The sequence below is a fragment of the Lysobacter sp. Root76 genome (assembly GCF_001428685.1).
Lineage (GTDB): Bacteria > Pseudomonadota > Gammaproteobacteria > Xanthomonadales > Xanthomonadaceae > Lysobacter.
Map to the genome: position 1 here is coordinate 86,540 of NZ_LMIK01000006.1, position 26,501 is coordinate 113,040.

Here is a 26,501-nt window from a genome sequence, read left to right on the forward strand (position 1 = left end):
AGACAGGAGCACGCCATGAATGCCGTAGCCCGCACCCCTTCCTCCCACCTGTTGCGCCGCGCGACCCAGCTCGATGCGGTCGCCACCGCGGCCGTGGCGGCGCTATTGATCGCCGCCGCCGCGCCCTTGTCGCAGTGGCTGCATCTGCCGCAGAACCTGCTGCTCGGCGCCGGCCTGCTGCTGGTGCCCTACGTCGCATTCCTGGGTTGGCTGCTGAGCCGCGAACGCATCTCGACCGCGCAGGCCTGGGCGATGATCGCGATCAACGCCTGCTGGGTGATCGACAGCGTGCTGTTGCTGGTCAGCGGCTGGGTATCGCCGAACGCCTTGGGTGTGGCCTTCGTGGTCGCGCAGGCGCTGGCGGTGGCGGTGTTCGCCGAGTTGCAGTACTTCGGCCTGCGTCGGCAGCAGCGCGGTTGAGCAGCGCGCAAGGCGTCGGCCGCGCGTAGACGCCGCCGCTCTTGCCTTGGCGTAGGAGCGGCGTAAGCCGCGACCGTCATCCTTCCCCGGACCGCGTCATCTCAGCAAGCGAGGTGGCGCGGTCGCGGCTTACGCCGCTCCTACCCCGAAGCGGAAGCGCGGCCCGAGCGTCGAAGCGGAAACGCAGCTCCAGCGTCGAAGCGGAAGGCGCGGCCCCAGCTTCATGTGGGAGCGACGTGAGTCGCGATGCGTGGTGTCCGGTCGCGACGAACGTTCGCTATCCCGATGCTCCGATCGCGACTCACGTCGCTTCCACAGAGCGCAGAAAAGCTCTGCATCGCAATGGCGCCGGCCCTCAGACCGCCATGCCGGCCGCATGCCCCGAGGCCCAGGCCCACTGGAAGTTGTAGCCGCCCAGCCAGCCGGTCACGTCGACCACTTCGCCGACGAAATGCAGGCCCGGCACGCGCCGGGATTCCATTGTGCTGGACGAGAGTTCGTCGGTGTCGACGCCGCCCAGGGTGACTTCGGCGGTGCGGTAGCCCTCGGTGCCGCTGGCGACCAGGGCCCAGTCCTGCAGCGTCGCGGCGAGTTGCTTCAGTTCCGGCGGCGTGTACTGCTTCATCGGCTTGTTGCTCAGCCACAGCTCGCACAGGCGCTGGGCGAAGCGGCGCGGCATCGCGTCCGAAAGCACGGTCTTGAGTTCGGCTGCGGGGCGTTCGATCTGCTGCATCCGCAGCCAGGCCGCCGCATCGTGGCCGGGCAACAGGTCCAGGCGCAGGTCGTCGCCGGGCTGCCAGTACGAGGAAATCTGCAGAATCGCCGGGCCGCTGACGCCGCGATGGGTGATCAGCATCTGGTTGCTGAAGCTGCGGCCGTGGCAGGTGGCGGTGACCGGCAGGGCGACGCCGCTGAGATCGGCCAGGCGTTCCTGGTGCTTGCCGCTGAGCGTGAGCGGCACCAGCCCGGCGCGCGTGGGCAGCACGCTGTGGCCGAACTGGCGCGCGAGTTCGTAACCGAAGCCGGTCGCGCCCATGCTCGGGATCGACAGCGCGCCGGTGGCGACGACCAGCTTCGGCGCCGCGAACGCGCCGCGTGTGGTGTGCAGCCGGAACGGCGCCTCGCCGTCGCCGTGCAGCACGCGCTCGACGCTGCACGAGGTTTCGATGCGCACCCCGGCGTCGGCGCATTCGTCCAGCAGCATCTTCACGATCAGCTTGGACGACACGTCGCAGAACAGTTGGCCGAGTTCCTTCTCGTGGTAGGCGATGCCGTGGTGTTCGACCAGTTCGACGAAGTCGGCCGGCGTGTAGCGCGCCAGCGCCGACTTGCAGTAGTGCGGATTGGCCGAAATGAAATTCGCCGGCGTGGTGCCGGTGTTGGTGAAATTGCAGCGTCCGCCGCCCGACATCAGGATTTTCTTGCCGACCCGGTTGGCGTGCTCGACCACCAGCACGCGCAGGCCGCGCTGACCGGCGGTCAGCGCGCACATCAGGCCGGCCGCGCCGGCGCCGACGATCAGGACGTCGTAAGGCTCCGCCATGCGTTCAGGCGGCCTGCGCGCCCACGCCCAGACGCACGGCCGGGGTCAGGGTGAGCGCGGCGCGGTCGTTGCTGAGCGCGACTTCGCCGTCCTGGATCTGGCAGTCCAGGCGGAAGCTGCGCTCGACCATGGCCGCCATCGCCTCGACCGCATCGGCGTCGATGTCGAGCACGGTCAGGTTCTTCAAACGGCGCAGGATCGCGACGTTCTTGTCCCACCAGATATCGGCGGCGCGGCCGCCGTAGTTGACCACCACCACCTGGCGCGCGCGCCCGCAGGCCTTGCGCACGCGCGATTCGTCGGGCTGGCCGACGTCGATCCACAGCTCGATGTCGCCGGTGTAATCGCGCAGGCTCAGGTCGGGCTCGTCCTCGCTGCTCAGGCCGGGACCGAACTCGAGCCGCTCCTGCGCGTACAGGGCGAAGGCGAGCATGCGCACCATCAGCCGCTGCTGGGTTTCGGACGGGTGCTGGGCCAGGGTCAGGGCGTGGGCGGCGTAGTAATGCCGATCCATGTCGCTGATTTGCAGTTCGATCTTGACGATGGTGGCGTTAGGCGCCATGGGCGGGCCCCGTGGAAAGCAGCGCGCATTCTAGGCCCTGGCGGCCACGGCGTCCGCCCGAATGCGCCGGCGGACCGCGGTTTGGGCCAAGATGCCCGCATGAATGCGCACGATCCCGATGCGACCGGCGACGGCGTCGCCGCCAGCCGCCTGCAACTGCCGCCGGGCCCCTGGACGACCCTGCTCGACGGCTTGTGCGCGCGTTTCCCGGCGATCGCGCGCGAGCGCTGGCTAGACCGCTTCGCGCGCGGACGCGTGCTGGACGCGCAGCGGCGCGCGTTGAGCGCCGATACGGCGTATCGGGTCGGCATGGAGATCCTGTACTACCGCGAAGTCGCGCAGGAACCGGCGATTCCGTTCGCGGAGCGCGTGCTGTTCCGCGACGGGCACCTGCTGGTGGTCGACAAGCCGCATTTCCTGCCGGTCACGCCCTCGGGCGGGTTCGTCGCCGAAACCCTGCTGGGGCGGCTGCAGCGGCGCTACGGCGAGCCCGCGCTGGCGCCGCTGCACCGGCTCGACCGCGGCACCGCCGGACTGGTGCTGTTCTCGCGCGATCCGGCCACGCGCGCGGCGTATCAGGCTCTGTTTCGCGAACGTCGCATCGTCAAAGGCTACGAAGCCCTGGCCGCGCCGCTGCCCGGGCTGGCGTTCCCGCTGCTGCGGCGCTCGCGGCTGGCGCCGGGCGAGCCGTTCTTCCTAATGCGCGAGGTCGAGGGCGAGCCCAACAGCGAAACCGCGATCGACGTGATCGAACGCGGCGAGCGGGTCTGGCGCTATGCGTTGGCGCCGGTCAGCGGGCGCAAGCATCAACTGCGCGTGCACATGGCCGCGCTGGGCGCGCCCATCCTCAACGATCCCTATTACCCGTTGGCCGAGCGGCGCGAGGCCGACGACCATGAGCGGCCGTTGAAGCTGCTGGCGCGTTCGCTGGCCTTCGTGGATCCGCTGGATGGCCGCGAGCGTCGGTTCGAGAGCGGGTTGGCGCTATGAGCGAGGCCCGCGTCGCCGCCTCCGCGTACCGCCTTGGGGTAGGAGCGGCGTGAGCCGCGATCCGTAGCAGCGGGCCTCGGCGATATTCGGGATCGGGGTGCTCTGATCGCGGCTCACGCCGCTCCTACCCCAAAGCCAGGTCAAAGCCGGGTGTGCGCGGCTTTCTGTGGGAGCGGCGTGAGCCGCGATGCGTAGCCACGGACCGCGGCGATGTTCGGCATCGCGGTGCTTCGATCGCGGCTTACGCCGCTCCTACCCCAAAGCCAGGTCAAAGCCGGGTGTGCGCTGTGTTCTGTGGGAGCGGCGTGAGCCGCGATGCGTAGCCACGGGCCGCGGCGATGTTCGGCATCGCGGTGCTCCGATCGCGGCTTACGCCGCTCCTACCCCAAAGCCAGGTCAAAGCCGGGTGTGCGCGGCTTTCTGTGGGAGCGGCGTAAGCCGCGATGGGTAGCCACGGGCCGCGGCGACATTCGGGATCGCGGTGCTTCGATCGCGGCTTACGCCGCTCCCACAGGAAGCACGCCGTCCGCAAGGCTCAGCAAACGCAGTTGCGTCGCTTGGGCGACTGAGCGCAGCAGCTCACACCCACTCGCGCGACGGCAGGGTATAGCGCCGCTGCGGCCGTCCGACCAGGTCGAGAAAGTTGTTGAACACTGCGTCCGCGCGCTGCTGCATGCTCGCGATGTGCGCGGTGGTATGGCTGCGGATTGCGTCTTCGCTGGTGTCGTGACCGAGTTCGGCCAGCTCGCGCCGGTATACCGGATTGGCGAGCCAACGTTCGATCAGCGGCACGTCCATTTCCAGATGGAACTGGAAGCCGTAGGCGTTGTCGCCCCAACGGAAGGCCTGTTGCTCGCAGCTGTCGGTGCGCGCCAGATGGGTCGCGCCTTGCGGGACCTCGAAGCTGTAGCGATGCCACTGGAACACCGGCGCGCTTTCCGCCAGCGGCGCCAGCACGGCATCGTCGCGGCCGTGCTCGGTCGCGTGCAGCGGGTACCAGCCGATCTCGGGCCGGTGATGGCGCCGCACCGGCGCGCCCAGCACGTGCGCCAGTAATTGCGCGCCCAGGCAGATGCCCAGCACCGGTTTGCCCTGTTCCAGCATGCGTTCGATAGCCAACAGCTCGGTGCGCAGATGCGGGCGCTGGGCCTGATCCTCGACGTTCATCGGCCCGCCGAGCACGATCAGGCCGCGGTAGCGGTCGACGTTGGGCTGGGCCTCGGGGTCGCGCTCGAAGTTGGTGAAACGGATGCGGTGGCCGCGACGGCGGATCAACGGATCCAGCGTGCCCAGGGGCTCGGCGGCGACGTGTTGGAAGACCAGGATGCGGGGCATGGGACGGCGAGGCGGCGGCTTACCTCGGGACTATGCCAAAGCTGGGCCGCGGCGGGGGAGGCGGGCTTATGACGATTGGTTGCTTGACGGGGTGAGTTGGTAAAGCGGCCCTCATCCGCCCTTCGGGCACCTTCTCCCGCGAGCGGGAGAAGGGWGGATCAAAAGYCACSTGGYGTTGAGCCCCTCTCCCGCTGGCGGGAGAGGGGTTGGGGTGAGGGCGGCGCGAGCGCGCAGCACCRCCTCATCCCGGCCCTCATCCGCCCTTCGGGCACCTTCTCCCGCRAGCGGGAGAAGGGACGGCGGACTACTGGACGTTCCCGCTCAACGCGGATCGCGCGGCTTGAACGGCTTGCGCGGGCCGGCACCGTGCGGCTTGCCGCCGGCCGGCCGCGGACCGCCGGGACCACGCGGGCCGCCGGGGCCGCCCGGACCGCGCGACGCGCCAGGGCCACCCGGACCACGATGCGCGCCAGGACCACCCGGGCCGCTGGGACGGCGGCTGCGGCCGCCTTCGCTGTCGCCGGGCTCGGCGCGCTGGATGCGCAGCGGCTGGCCGGCCACGCGCACCTTCTTCAGGTGCTCCATCAGCTCGCGCGGCATGCCTTCGGGCAGGTCGACCAGGGTGTATTCGTCGCGGATGTCGATGCGGCCGATGTAGCGGCTTTCCAGGTCCGCCTCGTTGGCGATCGCGCCGACGATGTTGCCCGGCTGCACGCCGTGGCTATGGCCGACTTCGATGCGGAAGGTCTCCATGCCGACTTCGGCGCCGGCCTGCGGCGGACGCGGCGCGCGCTCGCGCTCGACGCGCGGCGCGGGCGCCTCGTCGTCGAAGAACGATTCGGCGGCGTTGACCGAACGCGACGGCGACGGCGGCGTGAACTGGCGGGTCTCGTGGCGCGGTGCCGGCGCTGCGTCCTCGCGCGGTGCGTAGCCGCTGTCGCGCGGCGGTCGCGGCGCGTCCGCGCGCGGATGCTCGCGACGGTGGGCGCCGGCGTTGGAGGCGTTGTCGCGCTCGACGAACTTGCGCGTCGCCGCGCCGCGGTGTTCGCGCGGACCTTCGCGTTCCTCGCGCTGGTAGCGCGCGGCCGGCGGCGGGGTCAGCAGCAGCGGGTTGTCGCCCTGCACCAGCTTGGCCAGGGCCGCGGCGATCTCGACCGCGGGCACGTTCTTCTCGCGCTCGTAGCGCTCGACCATGTCGCGGAACAGGCTCAGGTCGCTGCTTTCCAGGGCGTCGCTGATGCGGCCGAGGAAGCGCGACACGCGCTGTTCGTTGACGGTCTCGACGCTGGGCAGCTCCATCGGCTCGATCGGCTGGCGCGTGGCGCGTTCGATCGCGCGCAGCATGCCGCGCTCGCGCGGGGTCACGAACAGGATCGCTTCGCCCTTGCGCCCGGCGCGGCCGGTGCGGCCGATGCGGTGGACGTAGCTTTCGGTGTCGTAGGGAATGTCGTAGTTCAGCACGTGGCTGATGCGCTCCACGTCGAGGCCGCGTGCGGCCACGTCGGTGGCGACCAGGACGTCGATCTTGCCGTCCTTGAGGTTCTGGATGGTCTTCTCGCGCTGCGCCTGCTGCACGTCGCCGTTGATCGCGGCGGCGGAGATGCCCCTGGCGGACAGCTTCTCGGCCAGTTCCTCGGTGCCCAGCTTGGTGCGCGAGAACACGATCATCGCGTCGAAGGTTTCGGCTTCGAGGATGCGGGTCAGGGCGTCGAGCTTGTGCACGCCGCTGACCGACCAGTAGCGCTGGCGGATGTTGGCCGCGGTGGTGGTCTTGGCCTTGATCGCGATCTCGACCGGCTGCTTCAGGTAGGTCTGGGCGATGCGCTTGATCGGCGCCGGCATGGTCGCCGAGAACAGCGCGACCTGGCGCGTTTCCGGGGTCTTCTTGAGGACGTTCTCGACGTCGTCGATGAAGCCCATGCGCAGCATTTCGTCGGCTTCGTCCAGCACCAGGCAACGCAGTTCGGACAGGTCCAGGGTGCCGCGATCGAGGTGATCGATGACCCGGCCCGGGGTGCCCACCACCACGTGCACGCCGCGCTTGAGCGCCTGCAGCTGCGGGTAGTAGCTCTGGCCGCCGTAGATCGGCAGGACGTGGAAGCCGGGCAGGTGCACGGCGTACTTCTGGAACGCTTCGGCGACCTGGATCGCCAGCTCGCGGGTCGGCGCCAGCACCAGGGCCTGCGGCTTGAACTGCTTGGGATCGATCTGGGCCAGGATCGGCAGCGCGAACGCGGCGGTCTTGCCGGTGCCGGTCTGGGCCTGGCCGAGCACGTCGCGGCCTTCCAGCAGCGGCGGGATGGTCGCGGCCTGGATCGGCGAGGGCGATTCGTAGCCGACGTCGGACAGCGCGCGCAGCAGCGGCTCGGACAGGGCCAGGTCGGTGAATTTCAGCGACGGGGCGTCGGGGGTGGAAGCGGGATCGGAAGCGTTGGAACTGGGCGTCTCGGCGCTCATGGGGCGGCTCGGCAGCGCCGGCGGAGGCCGGTCGGAAGACCGCCTAGTGTACCGGACGTGGGTGGAGCACCGGCTCAGCGCGCGGGAAATACAGCGGATTGTGCGGGATTGGGCGGGTTCGGCATGGGGTGAAGGGCGGCTGCAGTTCGGGGCCGCGGGCTGGGGGGCTGCGGGAGTCCCATGGGATTCCTGTAGGAGCCCTGTGGGAGCGGCGTAAGCCGCGATTGGGCCCCGCGCGCCTGCGTACGCCTCCCGGCGGGCCGATCGCGGCTTACGCCGCTCCCACAGGGAGCAGGTTCCGGCAGGGAGCCAGTTCCAACAGGGGAGCAGGTTCCGGCAGGGAGCAAGGCCCGGCAGGGGAGCAGGTTCCGGCAGGGAGCAAGGCCCAGCAGGGGAGCAGGTTCCGGCAGAAGGAAGATCCCCGGGGCCGCCGGCTTCAGCGCACCCGCGCGTCCTTCTCGACCCGCCCGTCCTTCATCACGAACTCAACCCGCTTGAGCACGGTCACGTCCTGCAGCGGGTCGCCGGCGACCGCGATCAGGTCGGCGCGTTTGCCCGGTTCCAGGCTGCCGACCTGGTCGGACAGGCCGAGCAGGTCGGCGGCGTTGACGGTCGCGGCCCGGATCGCCTGCGGCGCGGTCATGCCGTGGGCGACCATCAGTTCGAACTCGTCGGCGTTGCGGCCGTGCAGGCTGACCCCGGCGTCGGTGCCGAAGGCGATCTTGACGCCCGCCGGCACCGCCGCTTCCAGGGCTTTGCCGGTGATGCCGATGCGCCATTCGATCTTGGTCCGGACCTCGCCGGTGTAGGCGTCGGGGTTGCGGGCCAGGCGTTCCTTGTAGCCGTTGACCGTCGACAGGGTCGGGACGTAGTAGGCGCCGGTTTTGCGGAACAGGGCGATGTCCTCGCGATCGAGCAGGGTGCCGTGTTCGATCGAATCGGCGCCGGCGCGCAGCGCCACCGCGATGCCGTCGGCGCCGTGCGCGTGAACCGCGACCTTCTTGCGGTACAGGTGCGCGGTCTCGACGATGGCGCGCGCCTCGTCGTCGAACATCTGCTGGCCCAGGCCGGCGCCGATGCGGCTGTTGACGCCGCCGGTGGTGGCGATCTTGATCACGTCGACGCCGCGCGCGACCTGGCGCCGCACCGCGCGCCGGCAGTCGTCGGCGCCGTCGCAGGTGTTGCCGTGCACGTCGAGCGCGGCGTGCAGTTCCTCGCGGAAACCCAGGGTCGGGTCCATGTGGCCGGCGGTGGTGGAGATCGCCGAGCCGGCGTCGAGGATGCGCGGCCCGGGCAGTTTGCCGGCCGCGACCGCGTCGCGCAGGGCCAGGGTCACGCCGTCGTCGTCGCCGAGGTTGCGCACGGTGGTGAAGCCGGCATGCAGGGTCTTGCGCGCGTTCACCGCGGCCTCGTAGGCGTGGTCGGCGACGCTGCCGGCGACGCTGTCGAGCTGGCCTTCGACGCCGGCCTTGTCCGAGACCAGGTGCACATGGCAGTCGATCAGGCCCGGCAGCACGTAGCGGTCGCGCAGGTCGACCACCTGCGTGTCCGCGGGCACGCCGGCGAACGCGGCGGCGTCCTGGTAACCGTCGCGCACCGCTTCGATCCGGCCGGCGCGCAGCAGCAGGGTGCTGGCGCCGCGCGGGGCCTGGCCGGGACGGTCGAGCAGGCGGCCGGCGTGGACCAGGGTCCAGTCGGCGTTTTTCGTGGATGCCTGCGCGGACGTTTGCGCGGCGGCGGCCAGCGGCAGGCCGGCCAGGACGGCGCAGGCGAGCGCGGCCGGCATGCACCAGGAGAGGCGGGACAAGGGACGGCGGCGCGCGCTGGGGCTCATCGGGTCGGGTCGGCTGGGCACGAAGCCCCGAGCATACCCGGCGCCGCGGGCGCGTCGGGCGGCTCGGTGTTTGCTCGGCGTGGCGGCGTCGCGGCCGCGAGCCCGCCGCGCGTTACGGCGCGGCAACGCGCGCCGGGCCGATCAGCGCGGCCGCTGCGCGATCCAGCGGTCGAGCTGGTTGGCGAAGGCCTGGCGGTCGCGCGCGTGGAACACCGGCGGGCCGCCGGTCTGGACCCCGGCGCCGCGCAGCTCGTCCATGAAGTTACGCATCGACAGGCGCTGGGCGATGTTGTCGGCGGTGTAGAGGTCGCCGCGCGGGTTCAGCGCGACCGCGCGCTTTTCCAGCACCAGCGCCGCCAGCGGAATGTCCTGGGTGACCACCAGGTCGCCGGGCGCGACCCGCTGCACGATCTCGGTGTCGGCCACGTCCAGCCCGGACGGGACCTGGATCGCGCGCACGTAGCGCGAACCGGGCGTGCGCAGCCATTGATTGGCGACCAGGGTCACCTGGACGCGCGCGCGTTCGGCGGCGCGGAACAGGATCTCGCGGATCACGCCGGGGCAGGCGTCGGCGTCGACCCAGATCTGCGGGGCAGGGGTGGGCGTGTCGGTCATGGCGGCGAGTTCAGGGCGCGGCCGCGATGGCCTGGCCCGGGGTGTCGGGGCGGACGCAGGGTCCGCGCGCCGGCAGCGGCGGCGCCGGGTCGGGCGCCAGCGGCCGCCTGGGCGCTGCGCGGCTCAGCCGTTGCCGCGTTCGCCGTCGCGCGGCGGGGTGCCGCTGCTGTCGGACGCCGTGCCCGAATCCTTGGCTGCGGCCTTCTTGGCCGCCTTTTCGTCCTGCTTCTTCTTCTTGGCGATCTCGCGCTGGCGCTTTTCGAACGAGTAGTTGGGCTTGGCCATGAATGGCGTTCTCGATGGGGAATGCCGCCAGTCTAGGCCATGCGCGGCCTTCGGGCCGAATCCCGGGCGCGCCGGCACCGTTACCATGGGGGGCCGACCCCACCGCGCAGCCGCCCATGATCCGCGTTCACCACCTGAACAACTCCCGTTCCCAGCGCGTGCTGTGGCTGCTGGAGGAGCTGGAACTGCCGTACGAAGTCGTGCGCTACCAGCGCGACGCCCAGACCATGCTGGCGCCGCCGGAGCTGCGCCAGGTGCATCCGCTGGGCAAGTCGCCGGTGCTGGAGGACGAGGGCCGGGTGCTGGCCGAGTCGGCCGCGATCCTGGAATACCTGGCCGAGCGCTACGACGGCGAACACCGGTTCTCGCCGCCGCCGCTGCCGGCCGACGCGCCGGAGCGGCTGCGCTGCCGCTACTGGCTGCACTACGCCGAGGGTTCGGCGATGCCGCCCTTGCTGCTGAGCCTGGTGTTCGCGCGGATCAAGCGCGCGCCGATGCCGTTCTTCGCCAAGCCGGTGGCGCGCGGCATCGCCGACAAGACGATGGCGGCCTTCGTCGGCCCGCAGCTGAAACTGCACCTGGACTACATCGAGGCCGAACTGGGCCGCCACCCCTGGTTCGCGGGCGAGCGCTTCGGCATCGCCGACATCCAGATGAGCTTCCCGGTCGAGGCCGCGGTCGCGCGCGGCGGCGGCGACCGTCCGCGCATGCGCGCCTTCCTCGAGCGCATCCACGCGCGCCCCGCCTACCAGCGCGCACTGGAGCGCGGCGGTCCCTTCGACGTGCTCGGCTGAGATGTTCGGTTTCGACTTCGACAACGCCTTCGTGCGCGACCTGCCCGGCGATCCCGAGCAGGGCCCGGGCGTGCGCCAGGTCGCCGGCGCGCTGTATTCGTGGGTGCAGCCGACGCCGGTGGCGGCGCCGCGCCTGCTCGCGTACTCGGCCGAGATGGCGGCGCGCCTGGGCCTGGACGAGGCCGCCGTGCGCTCGCCCGAGTTCGCCCGGGTGTTCGGCGGCAATGCGCTGCTGCCCGGCATGCAGCCGTTCGCGTCCAACTACGGCGGCCACCAATTCGGGCATTGGGCCGGGCAGCTAGGCGACGGCCGCGCGATCGGCCTGGGCGAGGTCGTCAACGCCGCCGGCGAGCGCTGGGAGCTGCAGCTCAAAGGCGCCGGCCCGACCCCGTACTCGCGCACCGCCGACGGTCGCGCGGTGCTGCGCTCGTCGGTGCGCGAGTTCCTGTGCAGCGAGGCCATGCACCACCTGGGCGTGCCGACCACGCGCGCGCTGAGCCTGGTCGGCACCGGCGAAGAGGTGGTCCGCGACATGTTCTACGACGGCCACCCCAAGGCCGAACCCGGCGCGATCGTGTGCCGGGTCGCGCCCTCGTTCCTGCGCTTCGGCCATTTCGAACTGCCGGCCTCGCGCGGCGAGACCGACCTGCTGCGGCGCCTGACCGAGTTCTGCATCCGCCGCGACTTCCCGCACCTGTCCGGCGCCGGCGAAGCCCTGTACGCGGCCTGGTTCGCCGAAGTCTGCGAGCGCACCGCGGTCACGATGGCGCATTGGATGCGGGTCGGCTTCGTGCACGGGGTGATGAACACCGACAACCTGTCCATCCTCGGCCTGACCATCGACTACGGCCCCTACGGCTGGATCGACGACTACGATCCGGACTGGACCCCGAACACCACCGACGCCGGCGGACGCCGCTACCGCTTCGGGGCGCAGCCGCAGGTCGCGTACTGGAACCTGTCGCGCCTGGCCGGCGCGCTGTCGCCGCTGTTCGCCGACGTGGCGCCGCTGCAGGACGGCCTGCGCCGTTACGTCGCAGCCTGGAACGCGGCCGAGCGCGATGTCGTCGCGCGCAAGCTCGGCCTGCGCGACTGCGGCGACGAGGATCTGGCGCTGATGGACGCGCTGCGCGAGCTGATGCGCGCGGCCGAGATCGACATGACGCTGTGGTTCCGCGCCCTGTCGGATCTCGACCTGGCGTCGTCCGAGCCTTCGTTGCAGCCGTTCGCGCAGGCGTTCTACAGCCCCGAACGTCGTGCCGAGCACGAACCCGCGCTGCTGGCCTGGCTGCTGCGCTACCGCGCCCGCATCGCCGCCGACGCATGGCCGGCGGACGAGCGCAGCGCGCGCATGCGGGCGGCCAACCCGCGCTACGTGCTGCGCAACTACCTGGCCCAGCAGGCCATCGACCGCGCCGAGCAGGGCGACCTGGACGGCGTGCACGAACTGTTGGACGTGATGCGCCGGCCCTACGACGACCAGCCCGGGCGCGAGGCCTATGCGCAGCGCCGTCCCGAGTGGGCGCGCGACCGCGCCGGTTGCTCGATGCTGTCGTGCAGTTCGTAGGCGTCCGCCGGCGAGCGGCGCCTGCGGCGGCCGCGATCGCGGCCGCCGTACGGCTCGGTGGAATGGCTCAGGCCAGCTGGTTGATCCGGATCAGATTGCCGGACGGGTCGCGCACGGCGCAGTCGCGCACGCCGTAGGGCTGGTCGGTCGGTTCCTGCACGATCTCGGTGCCGCCGGCCTGCAGGCGCGCGAAGGTGGCGTCCAGATCGGGCGTGGCCAGGGTGATGATGGCGTAGGTGCCCTTGGCCATCATCTCTGCGATCACGCGACGCTCCTCGTCGGTGATGCCGGGGGTCGCGGTCGGCGGGTGCAGCACGATGGAGGTGCCGGGCTGGCCGCTCGGGCCGACCGTGATCCAGCGCAGGCCCTTGTAGCCGACGTCCTTGCGGACCTCGAAGCCGAGGGTGTCGCGGTAGAAGGCCAGCGCGGCCTCCGGATCGGAGTGGGGCAGAAAGCTGGCGTGAATGCGCAGGTCCATGGTGTCGTCACTGAGGTGGTGGGTGAGACCTCATGCTAGGTCGGGTTCGGGGGCCGATGCTTCTCGATTCCTGACCGGTCGCGTCACTTGTTTGGCGATGCAGGCCGGCATGCCCTGCGTCGCCAGCGTCTGCTCGCGCCGGTAGACGCTGGGCGATACCCCGACCAGTTCGGTGAAACGGGTGCTGAAGGTGCCCAGCGACGAGCAGCCGACGGCGAAGCAGACCTGGGTCACGCTGAGCTCGCCGCAACGCAGCAGCGCCATCGCCCGTTCGATGCGCCGCGTCATCAGATAGGCGTAGACCGACTCGCCGTAGGCCAGCTTGAACTGGCGGCTGAGGTGCCCGGCCGACATGTGCACGCCCTGGGCCAGCGCCTCGACATCGAGCGGCTGCGCGTACTCGCGGTCGATCCGGTCGCGGACGCGGCGCAGGCGTGCGAGGTCGCGCAGGTGCTGCTCCGCGGCGGGTCGGCTGTTCATCGGCGCGATCGTGCCACGTCGCGCCACAGGCGCCTAGCGACGCCGGCTACGGTTTTTTCACCCGGCCTTAGCCGCCGCCGCGGTCTGATGCGGACACGGCGATGCGTCGCGTCGCCGCAGGAGACCGTCATGACCGAGCGCAATGCCGCGGTGCGCAAGCTCGCCGCCCTGATCGAGGACGTCGAGATCGCGATGTTCACCACCCACGCCGCCGACGGCCGCCTGGTGAGCCGTCCGCTGGGCACGCAGCAGGTCGAGTTCGACGGCGACCTGTGGTTCGCGACCTCCGCCGACAGCGCCAAGGCGCGCGAGATCGCCGACGATCCGCGGGTCAATGTCGCCTACGCCTCGCGCGGCAAGAACGTCTACGTCTCGGTGTCCGGCACCGCCAGCCTGGTCGACGACCGCGCCAAGATCGACGAGATCTGGTCGCCGGCGATGAAGCTGTTCTTCCCCGGCGGCAAGGACGACCCGCAACTGCGCCTGATCCGGGTCGCGGTCGACACCGCCGAATACTGGGACGGGCCGGGCACCCTGGTCGGCAATGCGCTGAATTTCCTGATCAGCGCGGTCAGCAACGACCCGACCGACCTGTCCGAGCACGAAACCCTGCACCTGGGCCATCGCTGAACCGCGGCGATGCTGCGCCTGTACTTCATCCCCGGACGTTCCTGGCTGCCGCGCTGGCTGCTGGAAGAACTCGAACAGCCCTACGAGCTGGTGCGCCTGGACCGCGAGCAGGGCGAACACAAGCAGCCGGCGTATCTGAAGATCAATCCGCTGGGCAAGACTCCGTCGCTGGAGATCAACGGCCAGGTCATGAACGAGACGGCCGCGATCTGCCTGTACCTGGGCGACCGCTATTCGACCGGCCGCCTCGCCCTGGCCGGCGACGAGCCGGAACGGCCGCGTTACCTAGCCCTGATGGTGCACGCCAGCGCGGCGCTGGATCCGTCGATCTCGGACTGGATCTTCAAGCGCAAGACCGTGCCGGTCGAAGTGGGCTGGGGCACGGTCGCGCAGGAGCTGGCGTTCGTGGAGGGCCAGCTCGGGCACGGCCCGTTCCTGTTCGGCGAACGTTTCACCGCGGCCGATGTGATGATCGGCGGCACCCTGATCTGGGGACGGCTCAGCGGCGTGGCGCTGCCGGAGAGCTTGCAGGCGTACACCGGCCGGCTGCTGCAGCGGCCCAAACTGGTGGCCTTGTTCGAGGAAGTGGGCGGCGTGCCGGTGTAGGCGGGCGGGCCCGGTACGCGGCCCGCGCGAACGCGCGGGCGCGGGTGGCGACGGATCGGATCGACCCGATCAGGTCGGCGCGAAGCCCTTGGTGGCCTTCTTTTCGTTCTTTTCGGCGCGCTTTTCCTTGATCGTCTTGGTCGGTTTCTTCTTGGTTTCCTTCTTGCGGTCCAAGCCCTTGCTCATGGCAGGCTCCTCGATTCGGTGGCGGTGGCCGCGGCCCGATGCCGGCGGCTAGGCCGCAGTATGCGCCGCGCCGGCGTCCGGTGCGCGTCCGGACGGCGCCCAGGGGCGTGCGCCGGCTACAATGGTCGGATGCCTTTGATCACCGTTCAGAACGTCGACTACAGCGTCGGCGGCCCGCTCCTGCTCGAAAACGTCGAACTGTCCATCGAACCGGGCGAGCGCATCGCCCTGATCGGTCGCAACGGCGCGGGCAAGTCCACGCTCATGAAATTGCTCGCCGGGGAAATCCAGCCCGACGACGGCCGCATCCTGGTCGACGGCGGACGCCGCGACGGCAATACCCGCATCGCCCGGCTCGAACAGGAAGTCCCGCCCGGCGCCAACGGCACCGTCTTCGACGTGGTCGCCGACGGCCTGGGCGAACTCGGCCACTGGCTGGCCGAATACCACCACCTGACCCACGCCGACACCTACGACGCCGATGCGGTCGCCAACGTGCAGACCAAGATCGAGGCCGCGCAGGGCTGGGGCCTGGATCAGCGCGTCACCGAGACCCTGACCCGGCTCGACCTGGACGGCGAGGTCGAATTCTCCGGCCTGTCCGGCGGCATGAAGCGGCGCGTGCTGCTGGCGCGCGCGCTGGTGTCGGCACCGGACCTGCTGCTGCTGGACGAGCCGACCAACCACCTCGACATCGAAGCCATCGACTGGCTCGAACAGTTCCTCAAGTCCTGGCAGAGCGCGCTGGTGTTCGTGACCCACGACCGCCGCTTCCTGCGCGCGCTGGCGACCCGGATCGTCGAGATCGATCGCGGCCAGGTCACCAGCTGGCCCGGCGATTGGGAGAACTACGTGCGTCGCCGCGAGGAGCGCCTGAACGCCGAGGCCCAGGAGAGCGCCCGTTTCGACAAGTTGCTGGCGCAGGAAGAAGTCTGGATCCGCCAGGGCATCAAGGCCCGCCGCACCCGCGACGAAGGCCGCGTGCGCCGGCTCAAGGCGATGCGGGTCGAGCGCCAGGCCCGGCGCGACACCGTCGGCAACGTGCGCATGGATTTCGCCCAGAACGAAGCCTCCGGCCGCAAGGTCGTCGAAACCAAGTCGGTGTCGTTCGATTTCGGCGGCAAGCCGCTGTTGCGCGACGTCTCGACCACGATCTTCCGCGGCGACCGGATCGGCCTGATCGGACCCAACGGCAGCGGCAAGACCACCTTGCTCAAGATCCTGCTCGGCGAGCTGCAGCCCAAGTCCGGCGAAGTGCGCGAAGGCAGCAAGCTGCAGATCGCCTATTTCGACCAGTACCGCGCGACCTTGCGCGAGGACTGGAACGCGATCGAGAACGTCGCCGAGGGCCGCGAATTCGTCGAGGTCGGCGGCAAGAGCAAGCACGTGATCGGCTACCTGCAGGACTTCCTGTTCACGCCCGAACGCGCGCGCGCGCCGATCACCCGTTTGTCCGGCGGCGAGCGCAATCGCCTGCTGCTGGCCAAGCTGTTCGCGCAGCCGTCCAACCTGCTGGTGATGGACGAACCGACCAACGACCTCGACGTGGAGACGCTGGAGCTGCTGGAAGAGCTGCTCGGCGATTACCCGGGCACCTTGCTGCTGGTCAGCCACGACCGCGACTTCCTCGACAACGTGGTGACCTCGACCCTGGTGATGGAAGGCGAGGGGCGGGTCGGCGAATACGTCGGCGGCTATACCGACTGGCTGCGCCAGCGTCCGCTGGCGTCGGTCGGCGCGGGCAAGCCGGGCGCGGCCGCTGCGGGTGCGAGCAAGGCCGAGCCGGTGAAGGCCGAAGCCGTCGCGCCGGCGGTGGCCAAGCGCAAGCTCAGCTACAAGGAAGCGCGCGAGCTGGAGCAACTGCCGGCGCTGATCGAAACCCTGGAAACGCGCGTCGCCGCATTGACTGCGCAGATGAACGAGCCCGCGTTCTACCAGCGCGACGCCGCGGCGATGGCGGCGCACAACGCCGAACTCGCCAAGACCCAGGCCGAACTCGACCGTGCCTATGGCCGCTGGAGCGAGCTTGAGGGCTGAGCGGGCTCGGCGGTAGGTGAGGGTGCTGGGTCGCGGTTTGCTCTGGATGGCACCGCGATCGGTGGCTGCGCGATCGCGGCTTACGCCGCTCCTACCCCAAGGCCGCTCAAGCTTCGAGCAGATCGACCGCTTTGGGGTAGGAGCGGCGTAAGCCGCGACGCGCATCCCGACTCACCGCGTCGGTTTCGTTCGCAGGCAGCGTAGCGTTGCCGTCATCGCTATTTTCCCGGGCGGGCACAGCGACGGGCGACTGCGTTATCGCGGCTTACGCCGCTCCCACAGACGTCCACCGATGCGGCACCCCCGACTTCCGTCGCTTGCGCGCCGGCACGGCGCCGGTTCCTAATCGCCGCATCGGCCCGGCGCGGGCTCGGCGAGAGGTGGGCGGCTATGGATCGGATCGCAATGGCATGCGCCGCGGCGCTGCTGCTGGGGACCAGCGCTGCGGCCTCGGCCGCGGTCAAGGATGTCGCCGCGAATGGTTTCAGCATCGAGAACGAGCAGGTCGTGCCGGTCGATCAGGCGACGGCCTGGAAGGCGCTGGTCGGCGACGTCGATCGCTGGTGGCCGAAGGACCACACCTGGTGGGGCGCGCAATCCAGGCTCTCGATCGAGCCGCGTGCCGGCGGCTGCTTCTGCGAAGCCAATCTCGACGGCCAGCGGCAGGCGCTGCACATGACCGTGGCCTTCGTCGATCCCGGCAAGACCCTGCGCCTGCTCGGCGGGCTGGGCCCGCTGCAGGGCATGGGACTGAGCGGCGCGATGGAATTCCGCCTGGCGCCGGCCGACGGCGGCGGCACCCGCATCACCCTGAGCTATCGCGCCGGCGGCTACACGCCGGACGATCTGAGCAAATTCGCGCCGGTGGTCGACAAGGTCCAGGGACTGCAACTGCTCGGTCTGGCCGATTACCTGCGCAAGCCGGGTAACCGCTCGGGCGCGGCCGGTGCTGGTGCCGGTGCTTCCGGCGGCGAGCGCGCCGGTTCGCAGCGCAGCGGTTCCCAAACCGAAAACACGCAACGCACACCCTCGGAGCCGAGCGAGTGAATCCTGCCGGCGCGGCCTACCGCACCCGCCACGAGCGCGGAGCGACCCTGGCGACGCATCGCCATAGCGCGCCTTACGCCGCCCTGGTGCTGGACGGCGACTACACCGAATCCAGCATCGACGGCCCGCTGCCGTGTCGACCCGGCACCTTGGTCCTGCATCCGGCGTATCACGCCCACGGCGACCGCTTCGGCGGACTCGGCGCGAGCGCGATCAATATCGAACTCGCGCCAGGAAGCTTCGAATTCGCCGCGAGCGCCTGGCAGGTGCACGACCTGCGCGAGGCGGCCGAGGTGTTCGAACGTTGCCCGCAGCGTCTGTCGGAACTGCTGGCCTGCGCCCGGCCGCAAGCCGCCGTCGAACTGCCCGACTGGCAGGGCGAGCTGCTGCGCACCATGGCCGAGTCCGAACACGACATCGCCGTGCTCGCGCGCGGGCTCGGCGTCTCGGCCGAGCACGCCAGCCGCGCTTTGAGTCGCAGCTATGGCATGTCGCCGCGCGCCTTGCGCCGCGAGGCGCGCTGGCGCCGCGCCCTGCAGTTGCTCGGCGGCGCGCTGCCCCTGGCCGAGGTCGCCGCGGCGGCGGGTTTCGCCGATCAGAGCCATCTGCACCGAATCGTCGTCGCCCATGCCGGCTGCACGCCGGCGCGGCTGCGGCTGCAGATCAAGTACGTACAAGACCGGCACGCCGCCATCGCGGCCTAATGGCTCCAACGCGCCCCCCGCGCCTTTGGAGTCTCCGCGATGAAACTTTCCCTGTTGTCCGCCGCCACCGCTTTGCCCCTGCTGATGGCCTGGGCGCTGGGCGGTTCCGCCGAGACCCCGTCGCCGACGCCGGAGCCCAGCGGCCCGCTCGCCGCCAAGGCGGTCAGCGAAGCGATCGGCGCCTCGCTGCGCGCCGACGTGCCGACCGCGTTGACGGCCTTGAAGGCGGCGCCGGCCGAACAGTTCAACGCCAAGGACACGGCGTTCCGCAGTTGCATGCTCGATCGTCATGAGCGCAATTCGCCACCGCCGCCGGCCGGCGAGGTCAGCGATCCGCTGGCCCGGCGCGTGCTCGATATCTATCAGCGCTACTGGTGGCATGCGGTCCGCGACCCGGCCCAGCGACCCGCCGAGGACGCCAAACTCAAGGCCGATCTGGCCGCCGCGATCGGCGAGCCGCCGCCGGCCGACGGCGACGAGGCCTTCGACGCCTTGAGCGAACGGATCAACGTCAAGTTGCGCGCCAGCGGGCTGCATCCCTTGCAGGGCCGCACGCCGCCGCTGTACGACCTGTTCCTGTGGGGCGAGCAGGAGGAGCGCGACTACACCGTCGCCTTGCCCGGCGGCGAACAGCAACCGGTCAAGGTGTTCGTGATGGACGGCTGGCTCAGCCGCGGCTGGGCCCACTACAGCGCCTGCGGTTCCACCGGCGCGGCCGGTTGGGCCAAGCCCGAGGGCCTGTACGCGGTGCGCTCGGCCTACGGCGACCTGAAGGGCGAGGATTTCCAGGTCAGTTTTCTCGGCCACGAATCCCAGCACTACGCCGACATGAAGCGCTGGCCCGACATGCCGGCGTGGGCGCTGGAGTACCGCGCCAAGCTGGTCGAGCTGGCCAAGGCCGACAACACCCGGATCAAGTTGATCGACCGCTTCTACCGCAGCCAGGACGATGAGCCCGATCACCCGCATCCGTACGCGAACAAGCGCGTGATCGCCGACGTGCAGGCCAAGCTCGGTCTGCCGGCCAGCGGCGATCTGCGCCAGTCCGACCCCGAGTCGCTGCGCCGCGCCGCGCGCGATGTCCTGATCGAGGACACGCGCAAGCGCGAGGCGGAAACGCCGGTGATCGCCGCTGCCGCGCCGAAGAGCTGAGTCGGTCGCAGGCCGCGGGCGCTAAACTGCCGGACATGCAACAGAACCTGTTCGGCGCAGCGCCCGCGGCGTCTGCCGATATCCACCGTTTGTTCTTCGCCCTGTTGCCCGATGCGGCCACGCGCGAACGCATGGCCGAGCTCGCCTCGGCCCTGCGTCAGCGTCACGACGCCGGCGGCCGTCTGATCGGCGCGCATCGCTATCACCTGACCTTGCAGTTCCTCGGCGATGCCGACCGTTTCCAGGAGGAGCGCGCGCAAGCCGCGCAGGCGGCCGCGGCCGATGTCGCCGCGAACGCGTTCGACCTGTGCCTGGACCGCGCCGGCAGTTTCCGCAATCGCTCGATTCCGTGGTGGCTGGGCTGCGAGCACACGCCGGCCGGATTGCAGGCGCTGTGGGAGCGGCTCGGCGTGGCCCTGGCCAAACGCGGCGTGCGGGTGGAGGGCGGGCATGGCCTGACGCCGCACGTGACCATCGTGCGCGACGCCGCCGGCCCGCTGCATCCGCCGGTCGCGGTCGAGCCGATCCGCTGGCGGGTCGCGGATTTCGCCCTGATCCACAGCCAGCTCGGCAGCCGCAACGCTTACACCGTGCTGGGGCAGTGGCCGTTGGCGGAGTGAGCGGGGCAGAATAAGGCCGTCCTCGCCACGGAGGCCGTCATGGGCCAGCCCGATCCGCGCATCGACGCCTACATCGCCCGATCGGCGGAGTTCGCCCGGCCGCTGCTCACCCATCTGCGCGGCGTGATCCACAGCGCCTGCCCCGAGGTCGAGGAGACCATGAAGTGGGGCATGCCCAGCTTCGTCTACCACGGCCAGATCCTGTGCGGCATGGCCGCGTTCAAGCAGCACGCCAGCTTCGGTTTCTGGCAGGGCGCGCATATCGTCGGTCCGGACGGCAGCAAGGGCGACGAGGCCATGGGCCAGTTCGGACGCCTGACCGGCGTGAAGGATCTGCCGGGCAAGCGTGTGCTGTCCGGCTATGTGAAGCAGGCCATGGCCCTGATCGACGCCGGCGTGAAGCGGTCTTCGAGCAAGAGCGCGACGCCCAAGCCGCCGGTGGAGGTGCCGCCGGACCTGGCCGCGGCGCTGAAGAAGAACGCCAAGGCGCGCAAGGCCTTCGATGCGTTCGCGCCCAGCCATCGCCGCGAGTACGTGGAATGGATCACCGAGGCCAAGCGCGAGGCGACCCGGCTCAAGCGCGTCGAGCAGACGGTGGAATGGCTGGCCGAAGGCAAGCAGCGCAACTGGAAATACATGGAGCGCTGATCGGGAGGAGGGCGTCGTGCGCGCGACGACGCCATCGAAACCGCTTGCCGCTTCGGGGTAGGAGCGACGTGAGTCGCGACCGGCATCCCTCGCTGCACTGCGCCATTCGTCGTAGTTGCGATGGCGCGGTCGCGGCTTACGCCGCTCCTACAGAAAGCGAGGAGGCCATCGCCCCGCGGCGCAACCGCGGCTGTCAGCGTCCTACGAGCGCTCGCTCAGCGCCCCGGCGGCGGCAGCATCCGCAGCAGGGCATGCACCCCGTAGTGGTCGGAAGCCCAGACGCCGTCGGCGTCGGGCGCGCTGAACAGGATCTGCGCCGATTCGGCCGCGAACGCCGCCGGTTCGTACCAGATGTGGTCGATGCGCAGCGGCGCGTACTGGTTGAGGTTGAGGGTGCTGTGCTCGCGCGCGTCGTCGGCGATGCCCGGGTGCAGGCGGCCGTAGGCGTTATCGAAGCGCTGGCGGAATTGGGCGAACTCGGGCGCATGCTCGGGCGCGTTGAAGTCGCCGGCGACGAGGCTGGGCGCGCCGTCGGCGCTGGCGTCGATGTAGGCCAGCAGGTCGTCGATCTGGCGTTTGCGGATCGCGCCGCCTTCGGGTTTGTAGTGCAGGTGGGTGGCGTAGAGATTGACCGTGCGTCCGTCCACGGCGATGCGGGCATGGGCGACGGTGCGGTAGTCGTCGGCGGGCTGCAGCGGCTTCCAGTCCAGCGCCAGCAGCGGGCGCCGGCTCAGGATCGCGTTGCCGTAGCGGCGCGGCGCGTCGGCGGCGTCGACCGAGACGAAGTAGGCGCGGTACCCCAGGGCGTCGGCCAGGGTTTGCGCCTGGTTGGGCAGGTTCTCGTGCTGCAGCACTTCCTGCAGCGCGATCACGTCGGGCTGCAGTCGGCGCAGTTCGGCGACGATCTGGCGCTGCCGCGCCGGCCAATCGCCCTTGTCGTGCCAGAGGTTGAGGGTGACGACGGAGAGCATGCTTGCCGAGCCTATGCGGTCTGCCGGGTCGCGACCGGAGGAATGCGCCTTGCGTCCGGCGGCATGGACCGGCGCGGCCGCGACCGCCGCCAGCACTGCGACGGTCGTCAGCAGCCGCGCGACGAGGTGGCGCAGCGCGGGCCGGCTGGCCGCCCGCTGGCTCAACGCGGCACCGTGCCGATGCGCAGCACCGGGTACAGGCGGTAGCTGTCGTCCCAGGACGAGTGGCGGCGGTAGAAGAACTCCAGCCGCGCCTGCGGGTCCTTGGCGAAGGCCGGGTCGGACTTCAGCTTCTGCTCGAACGCGGCCTTGAGCTTGGGATCGGCGGCGAGCATCTCGCGGGCGACGTCCTCGGCCACGTAGTCCTCCATGTACTCCTTGCGCTCGAAGGCGTTGTTGAACTCGCCCCAGGCGGCGAGCGCGTCCGGCGCCTGCGGTTCCAGCAGCGCCATCGCCAGGCGCGCCTTGGGCTGGGCGATCGGCACGAACAGGGCGCCGGCGGCGACGTTGCGGACTTCCGGCTTCCACTCGCCGCTGGCGGTCAGGCGCTGGTGGCCTTCGACCGATTGCGCGGCGAAATCGGCCTGGTCGGCGCGGAAGGTTTCGACCCGGGCCTTGGGCAAGGCGCCGTCGAGGCGACGGTAGGCGATGCCGTGCACGTCGAGCTTGGCCGCGACCCAGGCCGCGTGCGCGGCCGGCACCAGATAGCCGCCGCGCGGCGCCTTGAGGGTCAGGCTGGGCTGAACGTCGTCCTTCATGGGCAGGTTCCAGACCTGCGGGGTGTTCTCGTCGTAGCGCGTCATCAGCGCGCCGGAAATCTCCGACGGCGTGCGCGTGTAGGCGTAGCCGCGGAAGGCGACGGTGCGGGTCCTGGCTCCGGCCTTGTAGTCCAGCGCCACCGGCTGGCCGGCGAGTTTGGCCGCGCGCTGGTCGGCGGCGGCGGCTTCGCGCTGCCAGGCCGCGCCGTTGGCGGCGACGCCTTCGAGCACGGCGACGATGGTGTTGCGGGTGATCCGCACCCGGGTCGGGTAGTCCTTCCAGGAGTGGGTTTCGACCAGCATGCCCAGGCGGTTGCGCAGTTGGAAATAGCCGTGCGAAAAGCGCGGCGGCGCGACCGCGTCCTCGAAACCGGAGGAGGGGTCGTCGTTGCGCACGAACGAGGGGTAGTACGGCAGCGGCAGCGAACCCTGCTTGGCCAGCTGCCCGATCACGCCGTCGCGCAGCGCGATGCCGGCCTTGCGCAAAGGCAGGTCGCCGGATTTCACCGGTTCGACCTGGATCGAAACATCGTGTTCGAACTTGGCGCCGTCGGTGACGTGCAGGTCGACGTAGACCAGCGGGTCCCATTCGCCGACCAGCTTGAGCATGGACTGCATCTCGGCGCTGTCGGCTTTGAGGTAGTCGCGGTTGAGGTTGTAGTTCTGGGCGGTGGTGCGCCAGCCCATTTCCTCCGGACCGCGCTGGTTGGGTCGGTTCCAGCGCGCGTAGCGCTCGTGGCCGTCGACGTTGAACACCGGCACGAACAGCAGCACCTGCTTGGCCAGCGCGCCCGGCGCCGCCTCGCCGTCGAGGGCCTGACGCAGGGCCAGGAAGCCGGCGTCCTTGCCGTCGATCTCGCCGGAGTGGATGCCGCCCTGGATCAGGGTCACCGGCAGGTTCTTGGCCTTGGCCGCCTGCGCAGTGAAGGCGCCGGCCGGCGACACGATCAGCACCTTCATCGGCCGGCCTTCGGGCGAGGTGCCGAAGTCGCTGCAGCGCACCGCGTCCGGGTAGCGCTGGGCATAGGCCTCGCACAGGGCGATCACCTCGTCGTAGCGGCCGGTCTTGATGAAGCCGCTGCGTTCGGCAACGGTACTGAGCGAGGTATCGGCCGCGGCGGGCAGGGCGGTGGCGAGCAGCGCAGCGAGCAGTAGCGTGCGGGTCATGCGGGGTCTCCCAGGTCAGCCCGAATGGTAACGGAGCCTTGCTGCCGCAGCTGTGCATCGCTTGCACACTACTGACAGCCGGCGTCAGCACATGCGGGTCGCGTTCCACGCGCGTGCGTACGGATGCGCGGCTGGCATAGACTGCTCCGCCGCCTGCAGGATCGACCGCATGTACGCGCTCTATTATTCGCCCGGCGCCGCCAGTCTGGTCGTGCATTGGCTGCTGATCGAACTGAACCAGCCGCACGAACTGCGCCTGACCGACATCGACAGCGGCGCGCACCGGCGTCCCGACTATCTGGCGCTGAATCCTGCCGGCCGCATTCCGACCCTGATCGTCGACGGCGAGGCGCTCCACGAAACCGCCGGCCTGTTGCTGCTGCTCGGCGACCGCCATCCCGAGGCCGGCTTCGCGCCGCTGCCGTCCGACCCGCGCCGCGGCAGCTACTACCAGTGGATGCTGTACCTGGCCAATGCCGTGCAGTCGCCGCTGCGGCTGTGGTGGTACCCGGGCGACATCGCCGGCGCCGAGCCCGATGCGGTGCGCGCCTCGATCGCCGAGCGCGTCGAGGCGGCCTGGCAGCGCATCGACACCCACTTGGCCGAGCACGGCCCCTACCTGCTGGGCGAGGCGCCCGGCATCGCCGATTTCTACCTGACCATGCTGATGCGCTGGAGCCGCAACACCCCGCGCCCCGCGCACGACTGGCCGCACCTGGGGGAGCTGGCCCGGCGCATGAAGGCGCGGCCTTCGTTCCGGACCCTGTACGAGCGCGAAGGCCTGAGCGAATGGGCCTGAGCGCGGCCTGAAAAGCCGGCCTGACCTGCTGGTCAGACAAGCCGGCCCGAGCCGGGCTGTGCCGCATCGGGCCGGATGCGGCGCCGTCCGCCGCCGCCCGCCGAAGGGCGGCCCCGGCCCCGGCGGTGCGGCTGCGACGATCGGTTAGGCTTAGCGGACCGCAACCGCAGGACCGTCGTAGATGAGCCAAGCCGCCACCGCCATTGCCGATTCGCAGGGGCGGATGCCCCGCCAGATCGCTTTCATCATCGGCAACGAGGCGGCCGAGCGCTTCAGCTTCTACGGCATGCGCAACATCCTGACCTCGTTCCTGGTCGGGACCTTGCTGCTGGCGTCCACCTCCGACCTGGCCGAGCGCGAGCACCTGGCCAAGGAGGTGTTCCACAGCTTCATGATCGGCACCTACTTCTTCCCGCTGCTGGGCGGCTGGCTGGCCGACCGCTACTTCGGCAAGTACAACACCGTCATCTGGTTCTCGCTGATCTACTGCGCCGGCCACGCCTGCCTGGCGATGTTCGAGCACAGCCAGACCGGGTTCTACACCGGCCTGTTCCTGATCGCCTTCGGCGCGGGCGGGATAAAACCGCTGGTGGTGTCGTTCTGCGGCGACCAGTTCGACCAGAGCAACAAGCACAAGGCCAAGCTGGTGTTCGACGCGTTCTATTGGACGATCAACTTCGGCTCGCTGTTCGCGTCCCTGCTGATGCCGATCTTCCTGCGCGAGTACGGCCCCAGCATCGCCTTCGGCATTCCCGGCGCGCTGATGTTCCTGGCCACCTTGATCTTCTGGCTGGGCCGGAACCGCTACGTGCGGGTACCGCCTACCCGCGAGGCGCCCGATCCGGATTCGTTCTTCAACGTCGCCCGCACCGCGCTGAGCGGCAAGGTCGCCGGGCAGGGCAACCCCGGCGCGATCGTGGCCGGCCTGGGCGTGGCGCTGGCGCTGGGCGCGCTGTCGCTGAGCTTCGTGCCGGCGATGGGCTTCGTCAAAAGCGCCTGCCTGGCGCTGGGCCTGCTGATCGGCTTCGGCGGCTACGGCATTTCGCTGCAGCTCGACCGCGCGCGCGGCAAGCATGCGGACGCCGCCGTCGACGGCGTGCGCGCGGTGCTGCGCATCGTGATCGTGTTCGCCCTGGTGACCCCGTTCTGGTCGCTGTTCGACCAGAAGGCGTCGACCTGGGTGCTGCAGGGCCAGAAGATGGTGGTGCCGACCGACCTGTGGTGGTGGCCCAGCTGGCTGATCTCCGCAGAAGGCGGCGCGCGCGCCGCGGCCTCGCAGATGCAGGCGATCAATCCGCTGCTGGTGATGCTGCTGATCCCGTTCAACAACCTGCTGCTGTATCCGGCGCTGCGCCGGGTCGGCCTCAATCCCACGCCGCTGCGGCGCATGGGCTTCGGCATCGCGATCTCGGGCCTGTCCTGGATCGTCGCGGCGGTGCTGCAGTTGTATATGGACGCAGGCCACCCCATGTCGTTGGCCTGGCAGGTCGTTCCCTATGTCCTGCTGACCTTCGGCGAGATCCTGGTCTCGGCGACCGCGTTGGAATTCGCCTATAGCCAGGCACCGCATGCGATGAAGGGCGTGATCATGGCCTTGTGGTACCTGACCAGCACCTTCGGCAACCTGTGGGTGATGCTGACCAACGCCGCGGTGCGCAACCCGGCCGTTACCTCGCACATCGCCGGCACCGGGCTCAGCGAAAACGCGTTCCTGATGTTCTTCTTCGCCGGCTTCGCCTTCGTCGCCGCGGCCGCGTTCGCTCTATACGCGCGCCGCTACCCGATGCAGGACCACTACCGAGCCGCCTGAGCGCAA

The 26,501-nt window shown here is 70.2% G+C and carries 25 protein-coding genes; 14 read left to right on the top strand and 11 right to left on the bottom strand.

Going from position 1 to position 26,501, the window contains the following annotated elements; all coding sequences use genetic code 11:
* The first annotated feature begins 15 nt into the window (after window positions 1–15).
* The gene (locus tag ASE10_RS12365) at window positions 16–420 is read left to right on the top strand and encodes a hypothetical protein (protein WP_055906108.1); all 405 of its coding nucleotides are present in this window, start codon (window positions 16–18) and stop codon (window positions 418–420) included.
* A 355-nt stretch (window positions 421–775) separates the two neighbouring features.
* On the opposite strand, the gene ASE10_RS12370 is transcribed toward ASE10_RS12365, so the two are convergent.
* Together ASE10_RS12370 and ASE10_RS12375 are read right to left on the bottom strand one after the other, a co-directional pair.
* Window positions 776–1,963 carry an NAD(P)/FAD-dependent oxidoreductase gene (locus tag ASE10_RS12370; RefSeq protein WP_055906112.1) on the bottom strand — a complete coding sequence of 396 codons (1,188 nt, stop codon included), beginning with the start codon at window positions 1,961–1,963 and terminating at the stop codon, window positions 776–778.
* Window positions 1,964–1,967: 4 nt separating this feature from the next.
* A complete protein-coding gene (locus ASE10_RS12375; protein WP_055906115.1) occupies window positions 1,968–2,525 on the bottom strand; it encodes a YaeQ family protein in 558 nt (185 codons plus the stop codon).
* 99 nt (window positions 2,526–2,624) lie between these two features.
* Between ASE10_RS12375 and ASE10_RS12380 the strand changes: the two genes are divergently transcribed.
* The gene (locus ASE10_RS12380; RefSeq protein WP_055906118.1) at window positions 2,625–3,515 is read left to right on the top strand and encodes a pseudouridine synthase; all 891 of its coding nucleotides are present in this window, start codon (window positions 2,625–2,627) and stop codon (window positions 3,513–3,515) included.
* A 579-nt stretch (window positions 3,516–4,094) separates the two neighbouring features.
* On the opposite strand, the gene ASE10_RS12385 is transcribed toward ASE10_RS12380, so the two are convergent.
* The 5 genes from ASE10_RS12385 to ASE10_RS20770 all read right to left on the bottom strand — a co-directional run bounded on the left by ASE10_RS12385 (window position 4,095) and on the right by ASE10_RS20770 (window position 10,041).
* Window positions 4,095–4,850 (bottom strand): gamma-glutamyl-gamma-aminobutyrate hydrolase family protein, encoded by a 756-nt coding sequence (locus ASE10_RS12385; protein WP_055906122.1) that lies wholly within the window; start codon window positions 4,848–4,850, stop codon window positions 4,095–4,097.
* A 321-nt stretch (window positions 4,851–5,171) separates the two neighbouring features.
* Complete coding sequence (locus ASE10_RS12390; RefSeq protein WP_082559808.1) at window positions 5,172–7,307, bottom strand: DEAD/DEAH box helicase; 2,136 nt, start codon at window positions 7,305–7,307, stop codon at window positions 5,172–5,174.
* Window positions 7,308–7,743: 436 nt separating this feature from the next.
* Entirely contained in the window at window positions 7,744–9,114 is a 1,371-nt protein-coding gene (locus ASE10_RS12395) for an amidohydrolase family protein (RefSeq protein ID WP_200945860.1), read from the bottom strand.
* Window positions 9,115–9,282: 168 nt separating this feature from the next.
* On the bottom strand, window positions 9,283–9,756 hold the full coding sequence (locus ASE10_RS12400; protein ID WP_055906125.1) for a YaiI/YqxD family protein: 474 nt from the start codon (window positions 9,754–9,756) through the stop codon (window positions 9,283–9,285).
* Window positions 9,757–9,879: 123 nt separating this feature from the next.
* Window positions 9,880–10,041 carry a hypothetical protein gene (locus ASE10_RS20770; protein WP_200944194.1) on the bottom strand — a complete coding sequence of 54 codons (162 nt, stop codon included), beginning with the start codon at window positions 10,039–10,041 and terminating at the stop codon, window positions 9,880–9,882.
* A gap of 116 nt (window positions 10,042–10,157) precedes the next feature.
* Between ASE10_RS20770 and ASE10_RS12405 the strand changes: the two genes are divergently transcribed.
* Entirely contained in the window at window positions 10,158–10,835 is a 678-nt protein-coding gene (locus tag ASE10_RS12405) for a glutathione S-transferase (protein WP_055906128.1), read from the top strand.
* Between the two features lies 1 nt (window position 10,836).
* On the top strand, window positions 10,837–12,402 hold the full coding sequence (locus ASE10_RS12410) for a YdiU family protein (RefSeq protein ID WP_055906131.1): 1,566 nt from the start codon (window positions 10,837–10,839) through the stop codon (window positions 12,400–12,402).
* Between the two features lie 67 nt (window positions 12,403–12,469).
* Here ASE10_RS12410 and ASE10_RS12415 read toward each other — a convergent pair whose 3' ends face one another.
* Both ASE10_RS12415 and ASE10_RS12420 read right to left on the bottom strand, forming a co-directional pair.
* Complete coding sequence (locus ASE10_RS12415; protein ID WP_055906134.1) at window positions 12,470–12,880, bottom strand: VOC family protein; 411 nt, start codon at window positions 12,878–12,880, stop codon at window positions 12,470–12,472.
* 30 nt (window positions 12,881–12,910) lie between these two features.
* The gene (locus ASE10_RS12420) at window positions 12,911–13,360 is read right to left on the bottom strand and encodes a helix-turn-helix transcriptional regulator (protein ID WP_055906137.1); all 450 of its coding nucleotides are present in this window, start codon (window positions 13,358–13,360) and stop codon (window positions 12,911–12,913) included.
* 129 nt (window positions 13,361–13,489) lie between these two features.
* Here ASE10_RS12420 and ASE10_RS12425 point away from each other — a divergent pair, with 129 nt between their 5' ends.
* The 8 genes from ASE10_RS12425 (at window position 13,490) to ASE10_RS12460 (ending at window position 20,990) form a co-directional block, all read left to right on the top strand.
* Window positions 13,490–13,990 carry a pyridoxamine 5'-phosphate oxidase family protein gene (locus ASE10_RS12425; RefSeq protein ID WP_055906140.1) on the top strand — a complete coding sequence of 167 codons (501 nt, stop codon included), beginning with the start codon at window positions 13,490–13,492 and terminating at the stop codon, window positions 13,988–13,990.
* Between the two features lie 9 nt (window positions 13,991–13,999).
* The gene (locus ASE10_RS12430) at window positions 14,000–14,596 is read left to right on the top strand and encodes a glutathione S-transferase family protein (RefSeq protein WP_055906144.1); all 597 of its coding nucleotides are present in this window, start codon (window positions 14,000–14,002) and stop codon (window positions 14,594–14,596) included.
* A gap of 315 nt (window positions 14,597–14,911) precedes the next feature.
* Window positions 14,912–16,819: an ATP-binding cassette domain-containing protein gene (locus ASE10_RS12435; protein ID WP_055906146.1), complete on the top strand. Its 1,908-nt coding sequence runs from the start codon at window positions 14,912–14,914 to the stop codon at window positions 16,817–16,819.
* 405 nt (window positions 16,820–17,224) lie between these two features.
* Window positions 17,225–17,866, top strand: a complete 642-nt coding sequence (locus ASE10_RS12440; RefSeq protein WP_200945861.1) for an SRPBCC domain-containing protein — start codon at window positions 17,225–17,227, stop codon at window positions 17,864–17,866.
* Window positions 17,863–18,570, top strand: coding sequence for a helix-turn-helix domain-containing protein (locus ASE10_RS12445; protein ID WP_055906149.1), 708 nt, complete (start codon window positions 17,863–17,865; stop codon window positions 18,568–18,570). Before ASE10_RS12440 ends, ASE10_RS12445 begins: the two co-directional genes overlap by 4 nt.
* Before the next feature lie 39 nt (window positions 18,571–18,609).
* Entirely contained in the window at window positions 18,610–19,722 is a 1,113-nt protein-coding gene (locus ASE10_RS12450) for a hypothetical protein (protein WP_055906152.1), read from the top strand.
* A gap of 35 nt (window positions 19,723–19,757) precedes the next feature.
* Window positions 19,758–20,342 carry an RNA 2',3'-cyclic phosphodiesterase gene (gene thpR / locus ASE10_RS12455; protein WP_055906155.1) on the top strand — a complete coding sequence of 195 codons (585 nt, stop codon included), beginning with the start codon at window positions 19,758–19,760 and terminating at the stop codon, window positions 20,340–20,342.
* A gap of 39 nt (window positions 20,343–20,381) precedes the next feature.
* The gene (locus tag ASE10_RS12460) at window positions 20,382–20,990 is read left to right on the top strand and encodes a YdeI/OmpD-associated family protein (protein WP_055906158.1); all 609 of its coding nucleotides are present in this window, start codon (window positions 20,382–20,384) and stop codon (window positions 20,988–20,990) included.
* Between the two features lie 215 nt (window positions 20,991–21,205).
* Here the strand turns inward: ASE10_RS12460 and ASE10_RS12465 are convergent, their stop codons facing one another.
* Entirely contained in the window at window positions 21,206–21,961 is a 756-nt protein-coding gene (locus tag ASE10_RS12465) for an endonuclease/exonuclease/phosphatase family protein (RefSeq protein WP_235565858.1), read from the bottom strand.
* A 161-nt stretch (window positions 21,962–22,122) separates the two neighbouring features.
* Window positions 22,123–23,886: a M14 family metallopeptidase gene (locus ASE10_RS12470; protein ID WP_056305334.1), complete on the bottom strand. Its 1,764-nt coding sequence runs from the start codon at window positions 23,884–23,886 to the stop codon at window positions 22,123–22,125.
* A 169-nt stretch (window positions 23,887–24,055) separates the two neighbouring features.
* On the opposite strand from ASE10_RS12470, the gene ASE10_RS12475 reads away from it, so the two are divergent.
* Both ASE10_RS12475 and ASE10_RS12480 read left to right on the top strand, forming a co-directional pair.
* Window positions 24,056–24,685 (top strand): glutathione S-transferase family protein, encoded by a 630-nt coding sequence (locus ASE10_RS12475; RefSeq protein WP_055906167.1) that lies wholly within the window; start codon window positions 24,056–24,058, stop codon window positions 24,683–24,685.
* Between the two features lie 181 nt (window positions 24,686–24,866).
* Window positions 24,867–26,495 (top strand): oligopeptide:H+ symporter, encoded by a 1,629-nt coding sequence (locus tag ASE10_RS12480; RefSeq protein WP_055906170.1) that lies wholly within the window; start codon window positions 24,867–24,869, stop codon window positions 26,493–26,495.
* Window positions 26,496–26,501: the final 6 nt, after the last annotated feature.